This window comes from Sphingobium sp. LMC3-1-1.1 (assembly GCF_040676285.1).
Lineage (GTDB): Bacteria > Pseudomonadota > Alphaproteobacteria > Sphingomonadales > Sphingomonadaceae > Sphingobium.
This window is the reverse complement of record NZ_JBEGHQ010000001.1, coordinates 1,039,737-1,056,733: the sequence shown is the minus strand read 5'-3', so window position 1 is coordinate 1,056,733 and position 16,997 is coordinate 1,039,737. Positions and strand designations below refer to the sequence as shown.

At 64.4% G+C, this 16,997-nt stretch carries 18 protein-coding genes; 10 read left to right on the top strand and 8 right to left on the bottom strand.

Annotated elements, in window-relative coordinates; genetic code table 11:
- The first annotated feature begins 4 nt into the window (after positions 1-4).
- The 4 genes from MRBLMC3_RS05250 to MRBLMC3_RS05235 all read left to right on the top strand — a co-directional run bounded on the left by MRBLMC3_RS05250 (position 5) and on the right by MRBLMC3_RS05235 (position 3,576).
- A complete protein-coding gene (locus MRBLMC3_RS05250; RefSeq protein WP_363826369.1) occupies positions 5-1,156 on the top strand; it encodes a glycosyltransferase family 4 protein in 1,152 nt (383 codons plus the stop codon).
- 94 nt (positions 1,157-1,250) lie between these two features.
- The gene (locus tag MRBLMC3_RS05245; RefSeq protein WP_363735355.1) at positions 1,251-2,654 is read left to right on the top strand and encodes an NAD(P)H-dependent flavin oxidoreductase; all 1,404 of its coding nucleotides are present in this window, start codon (positions 1,251-1,253) and stop codon (positions 2,652-2,654) included.
- A complete protein-coding gene (locus MRBLMC3_RS05240) occupies positions 2,654-2,866 on the top strand; it encodes a DUF2093 domain-containing protein (protein ID WP_133652316.1) in 213 nt (70 codons plus the stop codon). The genes MRBLMC3_RS05245 and MRBLMC3_RS05240 overlap by 1 nt, the downstream gene beginning before the upstream one ends.
- Before the next feature lie 554 nt (positions 2,867-3,420).
- Complete coding sequence (locus MRBLMC3_RS05235; RefSeq protein ID WP_166666310.1) at positions 3,421-3,576, top strand: hypothetical protein; 156 nt, start codon at positions 3,421-3,423, stop codon at positions 3,574-3,576.
- Positions 3,577-3,886: 310 nt separating this feature from the next.
- On the opposite strand, the gene rplI is transcribed toward MRBLMC3_RS05235, so the two are convergent.
- From rplI to rpsF, 3 genes are read right to left on the bottom strand one after another with little or no spacing between them, the layout of a single operon-like run.
- Complete coding sequence (rplI, locus tag MRBLMC3_RS05230) at positions 3,887-4,483, bottom strand: 50S ribosomal protein L9 (protein WP_133652315.1); 597 nt, start codon at positions 4,481-4,483, stop codon at positions 3,887-3,889.
- 13 nt (positions 4,484-4,496) lie between these two features.
- Positions 4,497-4,721 carry a 30S ribosomal protein S18 gene (gene rpsR, locus MRBLMC3_RS05225; RefSeq protein WP_004212076.1) on the bottom strand — a complete coding sequence of 75 codons (225 nt, stop codon included), beginning with the start codon at positions 4,719-4,721 and terminating at the stop codon, positions 4,497-4,499.
- A 13-nt stretch (positions 4,722-4,734) separates the two neighbouring features.
- Entirely contained in the window at positions 4,735-5,145 is a 411-nt protein-coding gene (rpsF, locus tag MRBLMC3_RS05220; RefSeq protein ID WP_363734501.1) for a 30S ribosomal protein S6, read from the bottom strand.
- Positions 5,146-5,471: 326 nt separating this feature from the next.
- Here rpsF and MRBLMC3_RS05215 point away from each other — a divergent pair, with 326 nt between their 5' ends.
- Complete coding sequence (locus MRBLMC3_RS05215) at positions 5,472-6,875, top strand: GntP family permease (protein ID WP_363826366.1); 1,404 nt, start codon at positions 5,472-5,474, stop codon at positions 6,873-6,875.
- A 73-nt stretch (positions 6,876-6,948) separates the two neighbouring features.
- On the opposite strand, the gene MRBLMC3_RS05210 is transcribed toward MRBLMC3_RS05215, so the two are convergent.
- From MRBLMC3_RS05210 to MRBLMC3_RS05190, 5 genes are all read right to left on the bottom strand, one after another.
- On the bottom strand, positions 6,949-7,308 hold the full coding sequence (locus MRBLMC3_RS05210) for an RcnB family protein (RefSeq protein WP_363826363.1): 360 nt from the start codon (positions 7,306-7,308) through the stop codon (positions 6,949-6,951).
- Between the two features lie 166 nt (positions 7,309-7,474).
- Positions 7,475-8,680, bottom strand: coding sequence for an ABC transporter permease (locus MRBLMC3_RS05205; protein ID WP_363734504.1), 1,206 nt, complete (start codon positions 8,678-8,680; stop codon positions 7,475-7,477).
- A gap of 64 nt (positions 8,681-8,744) precedes the next feature.
- On the bottom strand, positions 8,745-9,446 hold the full coding sequence (locus tag MRBLMC3_RS05200) for an ABC transporter ATP-binding protein (protein WP_363826360.1): 702 nt from the start codon (positions 9,444-9,446) through the stop codon (positions 8,745-8,747).
- 5 nt (positions 9,447-9,451) lie between these two features.
- Positions 9,452-11,005 (bottom strand): efflux RND transporter periplasmic adaptor subunit, encoded by a 1,554-nt coding sequence (locus MRBLMC3_RS05195; protein ID WP_363826357.1) that lies wholly within the window; start codon positions 11,003-11,005, stop codon positions 9,452-9,454.
- The gene (locus MRBLMC3_RS05190; protein ID WP_363826354.1) at positions 10,998-12,467 is read right to left on the bottom strand and encodes an efflux transporter outer membrane subunit; all 1,470 of its coding nucleotides are present in this window, start codon (positions 12,465-12,467) and stop codon (positions 10,998-11,000) included. The genes MRBLMC3_RS05195 and MRBLMC3_RS05190 overlap by 8 nt, the downstream gene beginning before the upstream one ends.
- Before the next feature lie 127 nt (positions 12,468-12,594).
- Here MRBLMC3_RS05190 and fabD point away from each other — a divergent pair, with 127 nt between their 5' ends.
- The 5 genes from fabD to fabF all read left to right on the top strand — a co-directional run bounded on the left by fabD (position 12,595) and on the right by fabF (position 16,992).
- Positions 12,595-13,530 carry an ACP S-malonyltransferase gene (gene fabD, locus MRBLMC3_RS05185; protein WP_363755264.1) on the top strand — a complete coding sequence of 312 codons (936 nt, stop codon included), beginning with the start codon at positions 12,595-12,597 and terminating at the stop codon, positions 13,528-13,530.
- Entirely contained in the window at positions 13,527-14,357 is an 831-nt protein-coding gene (locus MRBLMC3_RS05180; RefSeq protein WP_363734507.1) for a crotonase/enoyl-CoA hydratase family protein, read from the top strand. Before fabD ends, MRBLMC3_RS05180 begins: the two co-directional genes overlap by 4 nt.
- 1 nt (position 14,358) lies before the next feature.
- A complete protein-coding gene (gene fabG, locus MRBLMC3_RS05175; RefSeq protein ID WP_363734508.1) occupies positions 14,359-15,099 on the top strand; it encodes a 3-oxoacyl-[acyl-carrier-protein] reductase in 741 nt (246 codons plus the stop codon).
- 220 nt (positions 15,100-15,319) lie between these two features.
- Positions 15,320-15,553 (top strand): acyl carrier protein, encoded by a 234-nt coding sequence (locus tag MRBLMC3_RS05170; protein WP_007689016.1) that lies wholly within the window; start codon positions 15,320-15,322, stop codon positions 15,551-15,553.
- A gap of 179 nt (positions 15,554-15,732) precedes the next feature.
- Positions 15,733-16,992: a beta-ketoacyl-ACP synthase II gene (gene fabF / locus MRBLMC3_RS05165; protein ID WP_363734509.1), complete on the top strand. Its 1,260-nt coding sequence runs from the start codon at positions 15,733-15,735 to the stop codon at positions 16,990-16,992.
- The last annotated feature ends 5 nt before the right edge of the window (positions 16,993-16,997 follow it).

Genomic DNA, 16,997 nt, shown 5'->3' with positions numbered 1-16,997 from the left:
CTGGATGGAGCGTTTCTCCGCGCGGCAGTCTCGGCAGATCGACGGCCCGCCCCGGTTGCTGCATGTCCACGGCAGCTTCTCCCTTGGCGGCAAGGAGGCGCGCGCCGTGCGCCTGATGAACCTTTGGGGTGATCGCGCCCGTCACAGCATCGTCAGCGCCGCGCCCCGATTGATGAGCGCGCGCGACGCCATCGATCCCGCAACGCCCGTCGATTTCCCGGAGGCGCCACCGCTGGCCGGCAGGCCGAGCATGGCGCGGTTCAGGGCCATTGCGGCTTTCCTTGCGGATTATGACCTTGTCCTCAGCTATAATTGGGGCGCGATGGATGCGGTGATGGCGCAGCGTATCCATGGCGGCCCGCCGCTGGTTCACCATGAGGACGGCTTCAACGCGGATGAGGCGGGCGGACTCAAGCCTCAGCGCAACCTCTATCGCCGCCTGGCGCTTCAGCGGGCCCATGCGCTGGTTGTCCCGTCCGTCCGGCTCGACGGCATTGCGCGCGATGTGTGGCGTCAGCCGCCTCGCAAGGTCCATCTGATCCGCAACGGCATAGATACGGCACGCTATGCCCTGCCGCCCCTGCCGAACGCCATTCCAGCCCTCGACCGGACGGCCGGCAAGCTGCTGGTGGGGACGGTGGCCGGCCTGCGCCCGGTCAAGAATATCCGTCGCCTCGTCCGCGCCGTCGCGCCGCATCGCGACCGGCTTCAACTGGTTGTGGTGGGGGAGGGGCCAGAGCGCGAGGCCATATTGGCGGAAGCGAGAAATCATGGCCTGGCCGACATCTGCATGGCCGGGTTCCTGCCGGAACCCTGGCGCTTCATGGGTCTGTTCGACATCTTCGCCTTGTCTTCCGACAGCGAGCAATTTCCGATCTCGCTGGTGGAGGCGATGGCGGCGGGCCTCCCGGTCGCATCTACCGATGTGGGCGACGTCGCGACCATGGTCGCGCCCGAAAACCGCCCGTTCGTCGTTCCGAACGAAACGGCCCTGTCCTCCGCGCTCGGCACGCTCGCCGACGATGCCGACCTGCGGCAACGGCTTGGCGAGGCGAATTGCCACCGCGCCCGGCGCGATTTCGCCGAAACGGCGATGGTGGATGCCTATGCCGCCCTTTATGGCCAGGCACTATCCAGCTCCCATATTTTGCGGTAGGGCGCGCCCAACTATTCGTCATCTGACCGTAAAGCTGCTATAGGGCGGCGTTCATGTGGTCGGGGGCCACGGGATTTTTGCGCGGGAGATTGCGTTGTTCAAGGGGTTGAAGCCCATCGTTTACGGCGGCCGGGAAGTCTGGCCCTTGGTAGAAGGCGGCAAGGGGGTGGCCGTTTCCAACCATGCCAGTTCCGGCGCCTGGGCGGCCGCCGGCGGCATCGGCACGGTGTCGGCCGTCAACGCGGACAGCTATGACAGCTTCGGCAACGTCATTCCCCAGATCTATCACGGCCGCACCCGTCGCGACCGCCATGAAGAACTGATCGCCTATGCCATAGACGGCGCGGTCGAACAGGTGAAGCGGGCCTTCGAAATCGCGGGCGGCAAGGGCGCGATCAATATCAACGTGCTGTGGGAGATGGGCGGCGCGCAGCGCGTCCTCCACGGTGTGCTGGAAAAGACCAGGGGAATGGTCGCGGGCGTGACCTGCGGCGCGGGCATGCCCTACAAGCTGTCGGAGATCGCAGCCTCCTACGGCGTCAACTATCTGCCCATCGTCAGTTCCGGCCGCGCCTTCCGCGCGCTCTGGAAGCGCGCCTATTCGAAGGCGTCGGAATGGCTGGCGGCGGTGGTCTATGAAGACCCGTGGCTGGCGGGCGGCCATAATGGCCTGTCCAACGCCGAAGATCCCAAGGTGCCACAGGATCCCTATCCTCGCGTCCGCGACCTGCGCGCCACCATGCGGGAGGGAGGCATTTCCGACGATGTGCCCATCGTGATGGCCGGCGGGGTGTGGGCGCTCAAGGATTGGAACGACTGGATCGACAATCCGGAACTAGGCGCGATCGCCTTCCAGTTCGGCACCCGGCCGCTGCTGACGCAGGAAAGCCCGATCCCGCAGGCGTGGAAGGAAAGGCTGATGCAGCTCGAACCCGGCGACGTGCTGCTCCATCGCTTCTCTCCCACCGGCTTCTACAGCTCAGCTGTGCGCAACCCCTTTCTGCGCCAGCTTGAAGCCCGTTCCGAACGGCAGATTCCGTTCAGCACCGAACAGGCGGGCGACCATACGCATCAGCTTGATGCAGGCGTGAAGGGCAAGAATTTCTGGGTGACGCGTGGCGACCTGCTGCGCGCTCGCGAATGGGTGGGGCGTGGTTTCACCTCAGCGCTCAAGACGCCGGACAACACGCTGGTCTTCGTCACCGAGGACGAAAGGGCCGAAATCCGCAAGGACCAGACCGATTGCATGGGCTGCCTCAGCCAGTGCGCCTTTTCGAGCTGGATGGATAGCGAGACCAACTCGACCGGCCGCCTGGCCGATCCGCGCAGCTTCTGCATCCAGAAGTCGCTGCAGGAGGCGGTGCATGGCGGCGACCTTGACAAGAACCTGCTCTTCGCCGGCCATGGTGCCTATAAGTTCAAGCAGGATCCCTTCTATTCCAACGGGTTCGTGCCGACCGTGAAGCAGCTTGTCGATCGCATCCTGACGGGCGACTGATGGCGGACATTCAGGGATTGGCGGTGCTGCATTACGACACGCCGCATTTTGATGTCGTGCGTCCGGGACAGTTCGTCCTTTGCGCGGTTTCGGGCGCGCGGATCGATCTGGAAGACCTCAAATATTGGAGCGCGGAGTTTCAGGAGGCCTATCGCGGGCCGGAGGAAGCAACCCGCTCCTTCCTGAAGCATCGCGGCGCGGATTTTCGCTAGGCGCCATAATCAGCCTGATTGCCGTAAATCCTGCTGCGCGGCCTCATTCCGGTTGGGCTCTGGCCCTTCAAGGCCGTGTTTTTTCCTTTTGGCGCGCTAATGGCGCAGCTTGCCGCACTTATCCTGTTCCTTTATCCGCGCTGATGGTTTATCCTCTGTGAACGAAGCGGCGAAGATCGCTCGAACAAGGAAGGATGGTAATGATGTCGCGGATCGACATTTTTGGTGATCGCATTTGTGTCGTGACGAGCCTGCTGATCGTGGGCTGGTTCATCTACAACGTTGCATTCTGATCGGCGTTTCACCTTCATCCTCGAACATAGTGCCCTGACTCGTCGGCGGATGCCGGACTTGGTATCGGTGAAACCTGCCGCTTGACTGCCCCTAAGCAAAACTATCTTTCATATATCTACAATAGAAGTAGAGATAATGGCGAGCGCAGTGCTCCGCGGCTTTTGAAGGATGTCAGCTTGCTCCGCGTCACCAACGGCTAAAGCGCACGGTACCGAAGCGACGACGCCAGGTTTCGTGTTCCTCCTCGACAGGAGAAGACGATGACCCAGAATGCCATTCGCACCCGCCGACAGCGCCCGTTCGGCGCCAGCCCGCAGATCCATATCCCGCATTCCTCCTGGAACCGCGCCAATCGTTCAGCCGAAGGTGCGGCTCCGTTCAAGCCGGACGAATTCTGGAGTCGGCTCGGCCTTTGAACGGCGAGTGGGATTTTCCCGCGCAATCAGCTTTCGGGAGCGCGGGCATTCATGCTTGCGCTCCCGTCCTCATTTGCCGTCGGGCAATGCCTGTCCTCTTCCCGGCGTCCTGCTCGTTGCCTGCCGGAAGGGAAGGCTGGCTGTCCCGCTACACCCCCGGCCGCCTTGTCAGAATAGGGTTCATGTATGCGCCCTGTCGATCCGTCGACGTTCGAAAATCCCTTTCGCTATTCCATGTCGATGCCGACGACCCAACAAAAAAGCCGCCCGGTGAGGGGCGGCTTCTCTGTTTTGGTCCGGAAAGGGAAACTCAGGCTTCTTCGGCCGGCGCTTCTTCGGCTTCCACGGCGATTTCGCCGGGTTCCGCATTCGGATCATAATCTTCGGTAAAGCCGCTCTCGTCCTTTTCGAACAGATCGGCCATCACGTCGACGCCCTGCGACTGCAGTTCGGCTTCTTCGGGCGAGCGGGCGACGTTCACCGTGATGGTCACGGCGACTTCGGGGTGCAGCGCGACCTTGACGTCGAACACGCCCAGCGTCTTGATCGGGCGTTCCAGCACGACCATCGCCTTGGTGACGTTGGTGATGCCTTCGGCATGCAGCGCTTCGACGACGTCACGGACGGCGACCGAGCCGTAGAGGTGGCCGGCGTTCGACGACTGGCGGATCAGGACGATCTGCTTGCCATTCACGCCTTCGGCAGCCTTTTCGGCGTCCGTGCGGCGGGCGGCGTTGTCGGCCTCGATCTTCGCGCGGTTGGCTTCGAAGACCTTCTTGTTGGCGTTGTTGGAGCGCAGCGCCTTCTTGTTGGGCAGCAGGTAGTTACGGGCGTAACCGTCCTTCACGGTGACGACGTCACCAATGGCGCCCAGCTTCTCGATCCGTTCGAGGAGAATGATTTCCATGAGTCTTACTCCCTCACTTCACGATGTAGGGCAGCAGGCCCAGGTGACGGGCGCGCTTGATGGCCTGGGCCAGCTCGCGCTGCTTCTTGGCGGAAACCGCGGTGATGCGGCTGGGGACGATCTTGCCGCGCTCGGACACGAAGCCCTGCAGCAGACGGACGTCCTTGTAATCGATCTTCGGCGCATCCTTGGCGGCGAAGGGGCAGCTCTTGCGGCGGCGGAAAAACGGGCGTGCCATGATTCAGATCTCCTTATTCGCCGGCGGCTTCTTCGCGCTCGCGGCGCGGGCCACGATCGCCGCGGTCACCACGATCGCCGCGCGGACCGCGCTCGGCGCGTTCCTGCTTGCGCATCATGACCGACGGGCCGGTTTCCAGCTCATCGACCTTGATGGTCATGTAGCGGATGATGTCTTCGTTGATCTGGGTCTGGCGCTCCAGTTCCGCCACGACGCCGGCGGGGGCATCGATGTTCAGCATCACATAATGCGCCTTGCGGTTCTTGGCGATCTTGTAGGCGAGGCTGCGCAGGCCCCAGGTTTCCACCTTGGTCACCTTGCCAGCATTTTCCTCGACGATCTTGGTGGCGGTTTCCGCCAGAGCGTCCACCTGCGCCTGTGCCAGATCCTGGCGCGCAAGGAACACATGCTCGTAAAGAGCCATGGGTATTGCCTCATCTGTTGGCCGATCGCTGACGCCCACCCCATGTGGAACGCCCCTCCGGCTGTCGTCCAAATGCATTCATCCGCGCGGCCGCGAGTCACCCCAAGCCGTGCGAAGCGGCGCCTATGACGGAAATGCGGTGGAAAGGCAAGGATGGATTGGCGCAGAAGGATACGGCAAATACGCCGTTGGCCTTGAGCTTGTCGAAGCCGTCTACTTCCCCTTATCCTTGTCGGCAAGAAACAGAAAGCACTTCGGCGTTCCGTCGAGGCGGTGGCCCGATCGAGCGATAGGAACGAATGCGGGTTGGCAAGGGGGGAATGTAGATGGCGGTCGGGATCGCGGCGCTTTCGCTGATTTTGCTGATGATCGCGGCCTATCGGGGGATGAGCGTCATCGTGATGGCGCCGCTGCTGGCGATGCTGGCCGTCTTCCTGACCGATCCTGCTGCCGTGCCCGCGGTCTTTTCCGGCCTGTTCATGGACAAGGTCGGCAGTTTCCTGAAACTCTACTTTCCCGTTTTCCTGCTGGGCGCACTGTTCGGGAAGCTGATCGAGATTTCGGGCTTCTCGCGGGTGATCGTGACGGCCGTGATCCGGCTGGTGGGCGCCGACCGCGCGATCCCGGCGATCATGCTGGTGACCGCGCTGCTGACCTATGGCGGCGTGTCGGTCTTTGTCGCGGTGTTCGCCGTCTATCCCTTCGCCGCGGAGATGTTCCGGCAAGGCGACATTCCCAAGCGGCTCGTGCCCGCGACCATCGGACTTGGCGCCATCACCTTCACCATGGATGCGATGCCGGGAACGCCGCAGATCCAGAACATCATTCCCACCAGCTTCTTCGGCACGACCGCCTGGGCCGCGCCGGTGCTGGGGCTGATCGGATCGGCCTGCATCATGGGGCTGGGCCTCGCCTATCTGGGCTGGCGTCGGCGGACGATGCACGCGGCGGGGGAGGGCTATGGCGCGCCCGAGACGCTGGTGAACGAACCTGAAGCAGTGGACATGGGCGAGAGGGCCGCGCATCCGCTGATTGCCCTTCTGCCGCTGCTGGTGGTGGGATTGGGGAATCTGACGTTGACCATGCTGATCCCGCGCCTGGTGCCGGGGGCGGATGTCAGCGTGTCGCTGGCCGGCCTGACCGATCCCGTCACCGTGAAGGTGGCGCAGGTCGCCGCCCTCTGGGCCGTGGAGGGCGCATTGCTGCTGGGCATCGCAACGATCCTGCTCTTCGCCTTCGCGCAGGTGGCGCGGCGATTTGCTGATGGGGCAAAGGCAGCGGTGGGCGGCGCCCTGCTGGCGGGGATGAACACGGCGGTCGAATATGGCTTCGGCGCGGTGATCGCCGCGCTGCCGGGCTTTCTGATCGTGAAGGAAGCGTTGAAGGCGGTGCCCGACCCGCTGATCAATGAAGCGATCACCGTGACCTCGCTCGCCGGGATCACCGGCTCGGCTTCGGGCGGGCTGTCCATCGCTCTGGCGGCCATGGCGGAACAGTTCGCCGCGGTGGGCGATGCGGCGGGCATCCCGCGCGAGGTGCTGCACAGGGTGGCATCTATGGCCAGCGGGGGCATGGACAGCCTGCCGCATAATGGCGCCATCATAACCTTGCTCGCCGTGACCGGCCTGACCCACCGGCAGGCCTATAGGGACATTTTCGCCTTGACCCTGATCAAGACCTTCACCGTGTTCATGGTGATCGCGGTCTATTATCTGACAGGGTGGGTTTAGACGGACCCCGAAGCATGGCTCCGGAGTCCGACCTTATCGACCGGCGATCGGTTCCGATCGCCTGGAAATCGCTCTAGCGGATCGCGCCGGTGATGACCGAGGCGATGATGCCGCTGGTGACCGCGACCAGAAGGGCGTCATTGCCCGACCGGACCCAGTGATAACCGCGCGGCGGCGTGCGCAGGCGATAGCCGCGATAATTGTCGATCACGCGATAGTTGCTCGCATAACGGCGGTCGAAGCGCTGGCCCTTCGCCCAGCGGCGGTGATTGTCCTTGCGGACCACCGTGGTCCTGGTGACGGTGCGGCCATGGGGGCCATGCTTCACCACCTGATGCACTTCTCTCTGGGGTGCTGCCTGCGCCTGGCTGGCGGCCATGGGGCTTGCGATCATGGTGGTGGCGGTCAGGGCCGCCAGAAACTTCCTGAACATGGACTTGCTCCTTTTTCTATCTTGCCGCCGACTGTCCCGGCGTTGAAGCAGAAGTAGGACTCATTTGTCGCACGCTTGTGCCATCGACCAGCAAGGAGTGTCGGAAATTGTAACAGAAAGGGAATAGGGCTGAACTTCCATTCAGGATTATTCTGTTGGCCTCGACCTATTCATGGCGCAGCGCGTCTATGGGATTGAGCGCGGCGGCACGGCGCGCCGGGAAATAGCCGAATACAACCCCGATCGCCGCAGAAAAGAGGAAGGCGATCGCATTCACCTTCACGTCGAAGATGAAGGGCACCTGCATCAGCGGTGCTATGGCGACGGAGGCGACAAGCGCAAGGAACAGGCCGATCAACCCGCCCAGGCAGGACAGCACGATCGCCTCCACCAGAAACTGCATCAGCACTTCGCGCGCGACCGCGCCGATGGCAAGGCGGATGCCGATCTCGCGGGTACGTTCGGTGACGGACACCAGCATGATGTTCATGATGCCGATGCCGCCGACCAGCAGGGAAATCGCCGCCACCGCCGCCACGATCTGCGTCAATATGGTGGTGGTGCCGGTCAGCGTGTCGCTGATCTGCTTGGTATCGAAGACGTTGAAATTGTCCTCCGCCCCTGGCTTGATCTTGCGCCGCTCGCGCATGAGCTCCTCCAGGCTCGTCTGGACGACACTGGTGTCATAGGCGTCGTCCACGGCGACCATGATCTGGCTGATGTCGCGGTCGCCGGTGAAACGGCGCTGGACGAACTTGATCGGCATGACGACGACGTCGTCCTGATCACCGAAGCCGCCCTGGCCGCGCGTGGCGAGCGCGCCGATCACCTGGCAGGAAACGCCCTTGATCCGCATGCGCTTGCCGACGGGATCATTGCCCTGGAACAGGTTGGTGCGCACCGTGTTGCCAATGATGCAGACGGGCTTTCCCGCCTCTTCCTCCTCCGGCATGAAGAGGCGGCCCGTATCGGCCTTCCAGCTTTGCACCTCGAAATAGGCGGCGGTGGTGCCATAGACGGTGGTGGACCAGTTGCTGCCTTCATAGATTGCCGTGCCGCTCGACTGCACCATCGGCGCGACCGCGCGGACGCCGGTCAGCTGATTTTCGATGGCGGTGAGGTCGGCCGGCTTGAAGTCGGGCGGGCGCGGGCCACCGCCGCCCCGGCCGAAACCCTGTCCCGGGCGAAGCTGCAGCACATTGGCGCCCAGCGAACTGATCTGCTCGCGTACGGCGGCGGTCGCGCCATTGCCCAGCGTCACCATGGTGACGACCGCCGCCACCCCGATGATGATGCCCAGCGTGGTGAGGAAGCTGCGCAGCTTGTGCCGGTTGATCGCCCGGAAGGCGAGGATGACGGTGGTGCCCAGCATCTTCAGCGCGCGCCCTTGCGCAGTTTCGTCACCCTTGCGGGAACGACAGATAGAGCGAAGCCGGTCACGCCGCGACCCCCTGCTCGACGCGTTCCACCAGCCCGTCCTTGAAATGGACGATGGTCCGCGCAAAGGCGGCCATGTCCGGTTCATGCGTGACCATCAGCACGGTGATGCCGCCATTGCGGTTGAGATCGGTCAGCAGTTCCATGATCTCCACCGATCGTTCGGAATCCAGATTGCCGGTCGGCTCGTCGGCCAGCAGCACGTCGGGCTGGGTCACGATGGCGCGGGCAATGGCGACGCGCTGCTGCTGGCCGCCGGACAGTTCGGCGGGCGTGTGGTCCCACCAGTCCTTGAGGCCTACCTTGTCCAGCGCGGCCATGCCCGCCTCATAACGGGTCTTCTTGTCCTCGCCGCGATAGAGCAGCGGCAGCTCTACATTCTCCAGCGCGGTGGTGCGGGAAAGAAGGTTGAACCCCTGGAACACGAAGCCGAGATAACGGCGGCGCAGCAGGGCGCGTTGATCGCGGTCCAGCGTTTCGACATGGCGGCCCTTGAACAGGAACGATCCGCCGGAAGGCACGTCGAGGCAGCCCAATATGTTCATCGTCGTCGACTTGCCGGAACCGGACGGCCCCATGACCGCCACGAAATCGCCTTGCGTGATGTCGAGGTCGATGCCCTTCAGCGCCTGAAACGCCGTGGGGCCGGATCCGTAGATCTTGGTTACACCGCGAAGGGAGATGATGGGGTCTGTCGCCATGGGCGTCAGGTTCCGCTCTGGCGGCCGGAGCCACGCGGTTCGCGGGCCGGGCCCTGGGGCGCAGCCGGAGCGACGGGGGCGGTTTCCGGCTTCCCGTCGCCCGAATTGCCGAGCTTGCTGACGGTGGCGGGGCTGCCGTCGGTGGACGCGCCACCGTCTGACCTGCGGTTGCGGTCACGCGGCGCCCCGGCCTGCGATCCGCCATTGGCCTGATCCTCTGCCGGGGCCTGCTGGCCGCTGGCAAGCTGGCCCGTGATGACGCGCACGCCGGGCTTGAGGTCGCCGCCGGTGATGACGGTACGCGCGCCATCGCTCGCGCCGACGGTCACCTGCACCGCCTTGGGGTTGCCGTCCTCGCCGATGACGTAGACGGTCTGGCTACTGCCCATTCCGAAGCTGACCTGCCGGCTCGCCCCGCCCCGGCGGAAACGGCGGGGACCGGGGATGATCTGGCTGGTGATGCCGCCGTCATTCTTGCCCGCGCTGGGCTTGAAGCGGAGCGCGCTGTTGGGGACGAGCAGCACGTCATGCAGTTCCTGCGTCACGATGTCGGCGGTCGCGGTCATGCCGGGGCGCAATATCTCGTCCTTGTTGTCCACTGACAGCACCGCCGTATAGGCCACCACCGTTCCCGCCGTGCTGCTGGCCGTGCTGCTGCCCGACGAGGAGGACGAACTGCTGCTGGCGCTGTTGGAGCCGACATTGACCCGCGTTACCCTTGCCGGAAAGGTGCGGCCGGGGAAGGCGTCGACGGAGAAATTGGCGCTCTGGCCATCCTTCACCTGTCCGACATCCGCCTCGTCCACCGAAACCTCGACCTCCATCTGCGTCAGGTCTTCCGCAATGGTGAAGAGCACCGGCGCGTTGAGCGAGGCGGCGACGGTCTGGCCCGGCTCTATATCGCGGGACAGCACGACGCCGGTCACCGGCGATACGATCTGCGCGATGGAAAGATTGGTCTGGGCCGTGGAAAGCTGGGCCTGCGAAACGTGCACCTGCGCCTGCGCCGAGCGCAGATTGGCGAGCGCGGAACTGTAGTCCGCGCGGGCGGCGTCCAGTTCCGTCTTGGCGGGAACGCGTCCGCCCGAGAGCCTGAAGACGTTGAGCTGGCGGTCCAGCGTCGCCTTGGCCAGCGCCGCCTGCGCTTCCGCCTGCGCCACGCTGGCCTGCGAGGAAGAAAGCTGCGCGCGGTTCTGGTTGATCGCGTCGACCAGCCGCCGGGTGTCAAGTTCGGCCAGCTTCTGTCCCTTGGTCACGCGATCGTTCACATCGACATAGACCGCCGTGATCTTGCCCGACTGTTCGGAACCGACATCGACCTGGTTGATGGGCTTCAGATTGCCGGTGGCGGATACGGAGACGGTAAGGTCGCCCTTTCGCACCTCGCGCGTCGCATAGCTCGGCTTGTCGTCCCCCGAAAAGCATCGCGCAAGCAGCAGGACGAGGATCAGCAGGGCGACGCCGATGGCGCCGCGCACCGCCCATTTGCGCCACGGCTTCTGGGGACGCGCCCCCAGAAAGTCGTTGAGGTCCTGATCGCTGGTCACATCGTTACTCATTGGGGCGATTTTCCATGTTCTGCCAGCCGCCGCCCAGCGCATTGTAGAGCTGGGCAAGGCCAAGGACCTCGTCGGATTGCGCGCTGGCAAGGCTGTTGCGCGCGTTCAAAAGGCTGTTCTCGCTCTGGGACAGCGTCTGGAAGTCGATCAGGCCCGCCTGATACTGGCTGCGCGCCAGGATCGCGGCGTTGTTCGACGCTTCATAGGCGGTCGCGAACTCCGCCTTGCGGGCGCGGGCGCTCGACAGCGATGCCATGGCATTCTCCACATCCTCCAGCGCGGTCAGCACCGTCTGCTTGTAGGCGGCGAAGGCAGCGTCGGTGGCGGCCCGCTGCGAACGCACCTGCGACGCCAGGCGGCCGCCATCGAAGATGACCTGCGCCACATTGGCAAAGACGCCGCCGGTGACGAGGCTGAACAGGTCTTTGAAACTGTTCGAAGTGGTGCCGATATTGCCGCTCAACCCCAGCGAAGGGTAAAGCCGCGCCTGCGCCACGCCGATGCGCGCGGTCGCGGCTGCCAGCGCCCGCTCGGCGGAGCGCACGTCGGGGCGCTGGCGCAGCGTGTCCGCTGGAATGCCGGTTGTGATCTGCGTGGAGGCAGCGGGGATCGGGGCGGGGGTTTCAAGGCTCCGGGTCGCCTCGCCGGGAGCCTGGCCCGTGAGCACGGCAATGCGGTTGAGGCTGCCCCGGAGGCTGGCTTCAAGCTGGGGCACGGTTGCGTTGGTCTGCGCCAGTTGCGCCCGCGCCTGCTCCGCGTCGAGCGAGGAGACGAGGCCTGCCTGGAGCCGCCAGTTGGCGATGTCGTAATTGTCGCGCTGGATCGCCTGCGTCTCGCGCGCGACGCGCAACTGCGCCTGCGCCAGGCGCGCCTGCACATAGTTGGTGACGAGTTCGGAAATGATCGTCGCCCGCACATTGGCGAGGTCGTAGCCGGAGGCAGCGAGATCGGCCCGCGCCGCTTCGGCCGACCGGGAAAGCTCGCCGAACAGGTCGACCTGCCAGCTTGCACTGGCGCTGACCGAATAGCTGCTCGACCAGTTGGACCCGCCGCCGCCGATGGGATTGCCGCTGGGGTCGAGCCGCCCGCCCGCGTCGCGGCTGCTGTAATTGCGTCCGCCGCTGGCCGAACCGTTCACCTGCGGCAGGAAGGCGGCGCGCGCCTGCCGCAACGACTCCCGCGCCTGGCGAAGGCGCGCCTGCGCCTGCACGATATCCAGGTTGCCGGCGATCGCCTGGTCGATAAGGGCACTGAGCGCCGGATCGTCGAGGCGCCTCCACCAGGTGGCAAGCTCCGCCTCGTCGACCGGAGCGGCGGCGCCCTCCATATAGGTGGCCGGCACGCCAAGCGACGCGGGAGCGGGGGCGCGATAATCGGGACCGGCCGCGCAGCCCGACAGGACCAGCGCGGTTCCCGCGATCCATGCAATGCGATATCGCACCTTTTCCTTAAACTCCGTCATCGTTAAAGGCGGTCCACCAAATAGAACTGCCGAATTGGGCCGGGTGCCTCAACGGTGTTTGTGTCTCAAAGTGTAACGACTTTGAAAAATTGCGCTTTTGCAGGCGCGCGCATGTAGAAGGTGGATGATGAGGGCATTTCTTTTTCCGGGGCAGGGCAGTCAGTCGGTCGGCATGGGCAAGGCGCTGGCAGACGCGAGCCCGGCCGCGAAGGAGCTGTTTCAGGAGGTCGACGACGCTCTGTCGCAGCATTTGTTCCGCATCATGGTGGAAGGTCCGGAAAGCGACCTGACGCTCACGGAAAATGCGCAGCCCGCGATCATGGCCAATGCATTGGCGACGCTGCGGGTGATGCAGAAGGAAGGCGGTTTCTCCCTGGCCGAAAAGGGCGATTTCGTCGCCGGCCACTCGCTGGGCGAATATAGCGCCCTCTGTGCCGCCGAAGCGTTCGATATCGGCACCACTGCCAGGCTGCTGAAGCTGCGCGGGCAGGCGATGCAGGCCGCCGTGCCGGTTGGCGAGGGCGCCATGGCGGCGCTGCTGGGCGCCGACATCGAAAAGGCGCAGGCGCTGGCGGAGGCCGCCGCCGAGGGCGAGGTTTGCACCGTCGCCAATGACAATGATCCGACGCAGGTGGTGATTTCCGGCCATCGCGGCGCGATCGAGCGCGCCGTCGCCCTGGTGAAGGAGCATGGCATCAAGCGCGGCGTGCTGCTGCCCGTGTCAGCGCCCTTCCACTGCCCGCTGATGCAGCCGGCCGCCGATGTGATGGCGCAGGCGCTGGGCAATGCCCCGATCAACACGCCGCTGCTGCCGGTCTATGCCAATGTGCTCGCAAGCGCGATCGCCGATCCGGAGGAAATCAAGCTGCGCCTCGTCGAGCAGGTGACGGGCCGCGTGCGCTGGCGCGAATCCGTCGCCGCCATGTGGGATGCGGGCGTCACCGAATTCGTCGAGCTGGGCGGCAAGGTGCTGGGTCCGATGGTCAAGCGGATAGCGCCCGACGCCACGGTCCGCAGCATCGTGACGATGGACGATGTAGAGGCGGCATTGGGGGCATTGTGAGCAACGACAAGGGAAGCGATGCGAACGCCGCTCCCATCCTGACCAGCCGCGACGGGGCCGTGCTGACGGTCACGCTGAACATGCCCGATCGGCGCAATCCGATCTCCGATCCGGCGATGGTCGATGCCCTTTGCGCCTTGTTCGAGGAGGCGGAGCGCGACCTGTCGGTGCATGTGGCGATCCTGACAGGCGCGGGAAGCGCCTTTTCCTCAGGCGGGGACCTCAATGCGATGCGCCCCGACGCCGGCGGCCTGCGCGCATCACTGCCGGCGCAGACGCGGCGCAATTACCGGGTGGGAATCCAGCGGCTGCCGCTGTTGTTCCAGGCGCTCGAGCTGCCGGTGATCGCGGCGGTCAACGGCCCGGCCATGGGCGCGGGCTGCGACCTGGCCCTGATGTGCGATGTCAGGATCGCGGCGCAGTCGGCCAGATTCGCCGAGTCCTTCGTCAAGCTGGGCATAATTTCCGGCGATGGCGGCGCGTGGCTGCTGCCGCGCATCATCGGCTTTTCCAAGGCTTCGGAACTGGCGCTGACAGGCGAGACCATCGATGCCGAAGAGGCGCTGCGGATCGGGTTGGTGAGCGAGGTGGTGCCGGATGGCGATCTGCTCGCCGCCGCCCGCAAGGTCGCCGACAGGATCGCGGCCAATCCGCCCCATGCGACGCGGATGACCAAGCGGCTGCTGCGCGCGGCGCAGACGGCGGAATTGAACCAGATCATGGAAATGGCGGGCGCGATGCAGGCGCTGGCCCATGCGACGGCGGATCATGATGAGGCGATCGACGCCTTTTTCGAACGCCGGGCGCCGAACTTCAAGGGAGACTGACATGTTCGATCTGACAGGCATGACCGCGCTGGTGACTGGCGCTTCGGGGGGCATCGGCTCCGCCATTGCAAGGGCCCTCGCGGCGCAGGGCGCCACGCTCGCCCTTTCGGGCAGCAATGAGGAGAAGCTGAAGGCCTTCGCCGCGGAACTGGGCGGCGATCACAGGACGCTGGTCTGCAACCTCGGCGATCCCGCGGCGGTCGACGGACTGGTCGGCCAGGCAGTGGAGGCGCTGGGCGGCAAGATCGACATCCTCGTCAACAATGCCGGCATCACCCGCGACAACCTGATCCTGCGCATGAAGGACGATGAATGGTCCGACGTGATCGCCGTCAATCTGGAGGCTGCCTTCCGTCTGGCCCGCGCCGCCGCCAAGCCGATGATGAAGGCGCGTTTCGGCCGCATCATCTCGATCACCTCGGTCGTGGGGGTCACCGGCAATCCGGGGCAGGCCAACTATGCCGCGTCCAAGGCGGGCATCATCGGCATGTCCAAGTCGCTGGGCCAGGAACTGGCGAGCCGCGGGATCACCGTGAACTGCGTCGCGCCCGGCTTCATCCGATCCGCCATGACCGACGCGCTGAACGATGCGCAGAAGGGCGCGATCCTGGCCAGGATCCCGGCCGGCGATCTGGGCACGGGCGAGGATATCGGCGCGGCCGTCGTCTATCTCGCCAGCAAGGAAGCGGGCTATGTCACCGGCCAGACGCTGCACGTGAACGGCGGCATGGCGATGATCTGAAGGGCACGGAAGCGCAAGACGCGGGCTCATGTCCATCGCCCGGAAATTTTCGGCATTTGCAAAATGGCGGCCTTGTGCCATCGGGACCGGCGAGTCGAATGCAGGTGGGGCGATGCCATCCGATTGTTTCTTGCCTCTTGCCTCTCGTTGGGCTTGCCTCTAGGGCATGCCTTAACAAATATTCAGAACCATCAACGATACCCAGTAAGAAGGACCACTCATGAGTGAGACCGCGGATCGCGTAAAGAAAATCGTCGTCGAGCATCTGGGCGTCGAAGCCGAAAAGGTGACCGAGGATGCAAGCTTCATCGACGATCTGGGCGCTGACAGCCTGGACATCGTTGAGCTGGTGATGGCGTTCGAGGAAGAGTTCGGCGTCGAAATCCCTGACGATGCGGCGGAGAAGATCGCCACCGTCAAGGACGCCATCGATTATATCGACAGCAAGCAGTAAGAACGTCTGGCGGCCTGCCCGACATCGGGCGGGCGCAGCGTTTTAAAAGGAAATGGCTCCTCCTGTCCGGCAAAACCGGGTCTTGGGGAGCCTTTTCGTATCTGCTCCCCGTTCACAAGACCGTCTTGAATGGCTAGATGAACGGCGTTGAGCCAAAGAAGAATTTTCGGAGCAAGCATATGCGTCGTGTTGTCGTCACCGGCCTTGGCATGGTCAGCCCGCTTGGCGGGGATGTGGAAACGACCTGGAAGAATATCATCGCTTCCAGATCCGGCGCGGCGACGATCACCCGCTTCGACGCCAGCGAATATAAGTGCCGCATCGCCTGTGAGGTGAAGCCGGCCGATCATGAATATGGCTATGACGCCGGCCTTGATGTCGATCACAAGATCCAGCGGCAGGTCGACCCGTTCATCGTCTTCGGCATTTCCGCCGCCAGCCAGGCGCTGCGCGACGCCGGCCTTGACAATATGAGCGAGGAGGAGCGGCTGCGCGCCGGCTGCTCCATCGGTTCTGGCATTGGAGGCCTGCCGGGCATTGAAAGCGAATCGCTGGTGCTGGCGAACAAGGGACCGGGCAGGGTCAGCCCGCATTTCGTCCATGGACGGCTCATCAACCTGATCTCTGGGCAGGTGTCGATCAAATATGGCCTGATGGGCCCCAATCATGCCGTCGTGACGGCCTGCTCCACCGGCGCCCATTCCATTGGCGATGCCGCGCGCATGATCGCGATGGACGATGCCGACGTGATGCTGGCAGGCGGCGCGGAAAGCGCGATCTGCCCGATCGGCATCGCCGGCTTCGCGCAGGCCCGCGCGCTGTCGACCGCCTTCAACGACGCGCCGGAAAAGGCCTCGCGGCCCTATGACGTCAACCGCGACGGTTTTGTCATGGGCGAGGGCGCCGGCGTCGTCGTTCTGGAAGAATATGAGCGGGCCAAGGCGCGCGGCGCGAAAATCTATGCGGAGGTGATCGGCTATGGCCTGTCGGGCGACGCCTATCACGTCACGGCCCCCCATCCCGAAGGCAGTGGCGGCTATCGCTCGATGGAAATGGCCCTCAAAAAGTCGGGCCTCAGCCTTGCCGACATCGACTATGTAAACGCGCACGGCACCTCGACCCCGCTGGGCGACGAGCTGGAACTGGGCGCGGTGAAGCGGCTGTTCGGCGAACATCTGGGCACCATGTCGATGAGTTCGACCAAATCGGCGATCGGCCACCTGCTGGGCGGCGCGGGCGCGGTGGAGAGCATCTTCTGCATCCTGGCGCTCCGTGACCAGATCGTCCCGCCGACGTTGAACCTCGACGAGCCGAGCGAAAGCTGCAAGGGCGTCGACCTGGTTCCGCATGTCGCCAAGGAGCGCAAGGTGCGCGCGGTGCTGAACAATTCGTTCGGCTTCGGCGGCACCAATGCCTCGCTCATCATGAAGGCGGTCTGAGGCAC

What these genes read in the sequence shown, in the direction of transcription:
- MRBLMC3_RS05215 (WP_363826366.1), top strand. Translation starts at nt 5,472, where the DNA reads ATGGCGGTCGGGATCGCGGCGCTTTCGCTGATTTTGCTGATGATCGCG.
- rpsR (WP_004212076.1), bottom strand. Translation starts at nt 4,721, where the DNA reads ATGGCACGCCCGTTTTTCCGCCGCCGCAAGAGCTGCCCCTTCGCCGCC.
- MRBLMC3_RS05195 (WP_363826357.1), bottom strand. Translation starts at nt 11,005, where the DNA reads ATGAGTAACGATGTGACCAGCGATCAGGACCTCAACGACTTTCTGGGG.
- rplI (WP_133652315.1), bottom strand. Translation starts at nt 4,483, where the DNA reads ATGGAAATCATTCTCCTCGAACGGATCGAGAAGCTGGGCGCCATTGGT.
- MRBLMC3_RS05250 (WP_363826369.1), top strand. Translation starts at nt 5, where the DNA reads ATGGAGCGTTTCTCCGCGCGGCAGTCTCGGCAGATCGACGGCCCGCCC.
- fabF (WP_363734509.1), top strand. Translation starts at nt 15,733, where the DNA reads ATGCGTCGTGTTGTCGTCACCGGCCTTGGCATGGTCAGCCCGCTTGGC.
- MRBLMC3_RS05210 (WP_363826363.1), bottom strand. Translation starts at nt 7,308, where the DNA reads ATGTTCAGGAAGTTTCTGGCGGCCCTGACCGCCACCACCATGATCGCA.
- fabG (WP_363734508.1), top strand. Translation starts at nt 14,359, where the DNA reads ATGTTCGATCTGACAGGCATGACCGCGCTGGTGACTGGCGCTTCGGGG.
- MRBLMC3_RS05170 (WP_007689016.1), top strand. Translation starts at nt 15,320, where the DNA reads ATGAGTGAGACCGCGGATCGCGTAAAGAAAATCGTCGTCGAGCATCTG.
- MRBLMC3_RS05190 (WP_363826354.1), bottom strand. Translation starts at nt 12,467, where the DNA reads ATGACGGAGTTTAAGGAAAAGGTGCGATATCGCATTGCATGGATCGCG.
- MRBLMC3_RS05200 (WP_363826360.1), bottom strand. Translation starts at nt 9,446, where the DNA reads ATGGCGACAGACCCCATCATCTCCCTTCGCGGTGTAACCAAGATCTAC.
- MRBLMC3_RS05205 (WP_363734504.1), bottom strand. Translation starts at nt 8,680, where the DNA reads ATGCTGGGCACCACCGTCATCCTCGCCTTCCGGGCGATCAACCGGCAC.
- MRBLMC3_RS05240 (WP_133652316.1), top strand. Translation starts at nt 2,654, where the DNA reads ATGGCGGACATTCAGGGATTGGCGGTGCTGCATTACGACACGCCGCAT.
- rpsF (WP_363734501.1), bottom strand. Translation starts at nt 5,145, where the DNA reads ATGGCTCTTTACGAGCATGTGTTCCTTGCGCGCCAGGATCTGGCACAG.
- fabD (WP_363755264.1), top strand. Translation starts at nt 12,595, where the DNA reads ATGAGGGCATTTCTTTTTCCGGGGCAGGGCAGTCAGTCGGTCGGCATG.
- MRBLMC3_RS05235 (WP_166666310.1), top strand. Translation starts at nt 3,421, where the DNA reads ATGACCCAGAATGCCATTCGCACCCGCCGACAGCGCCCGTTCGGCGCC.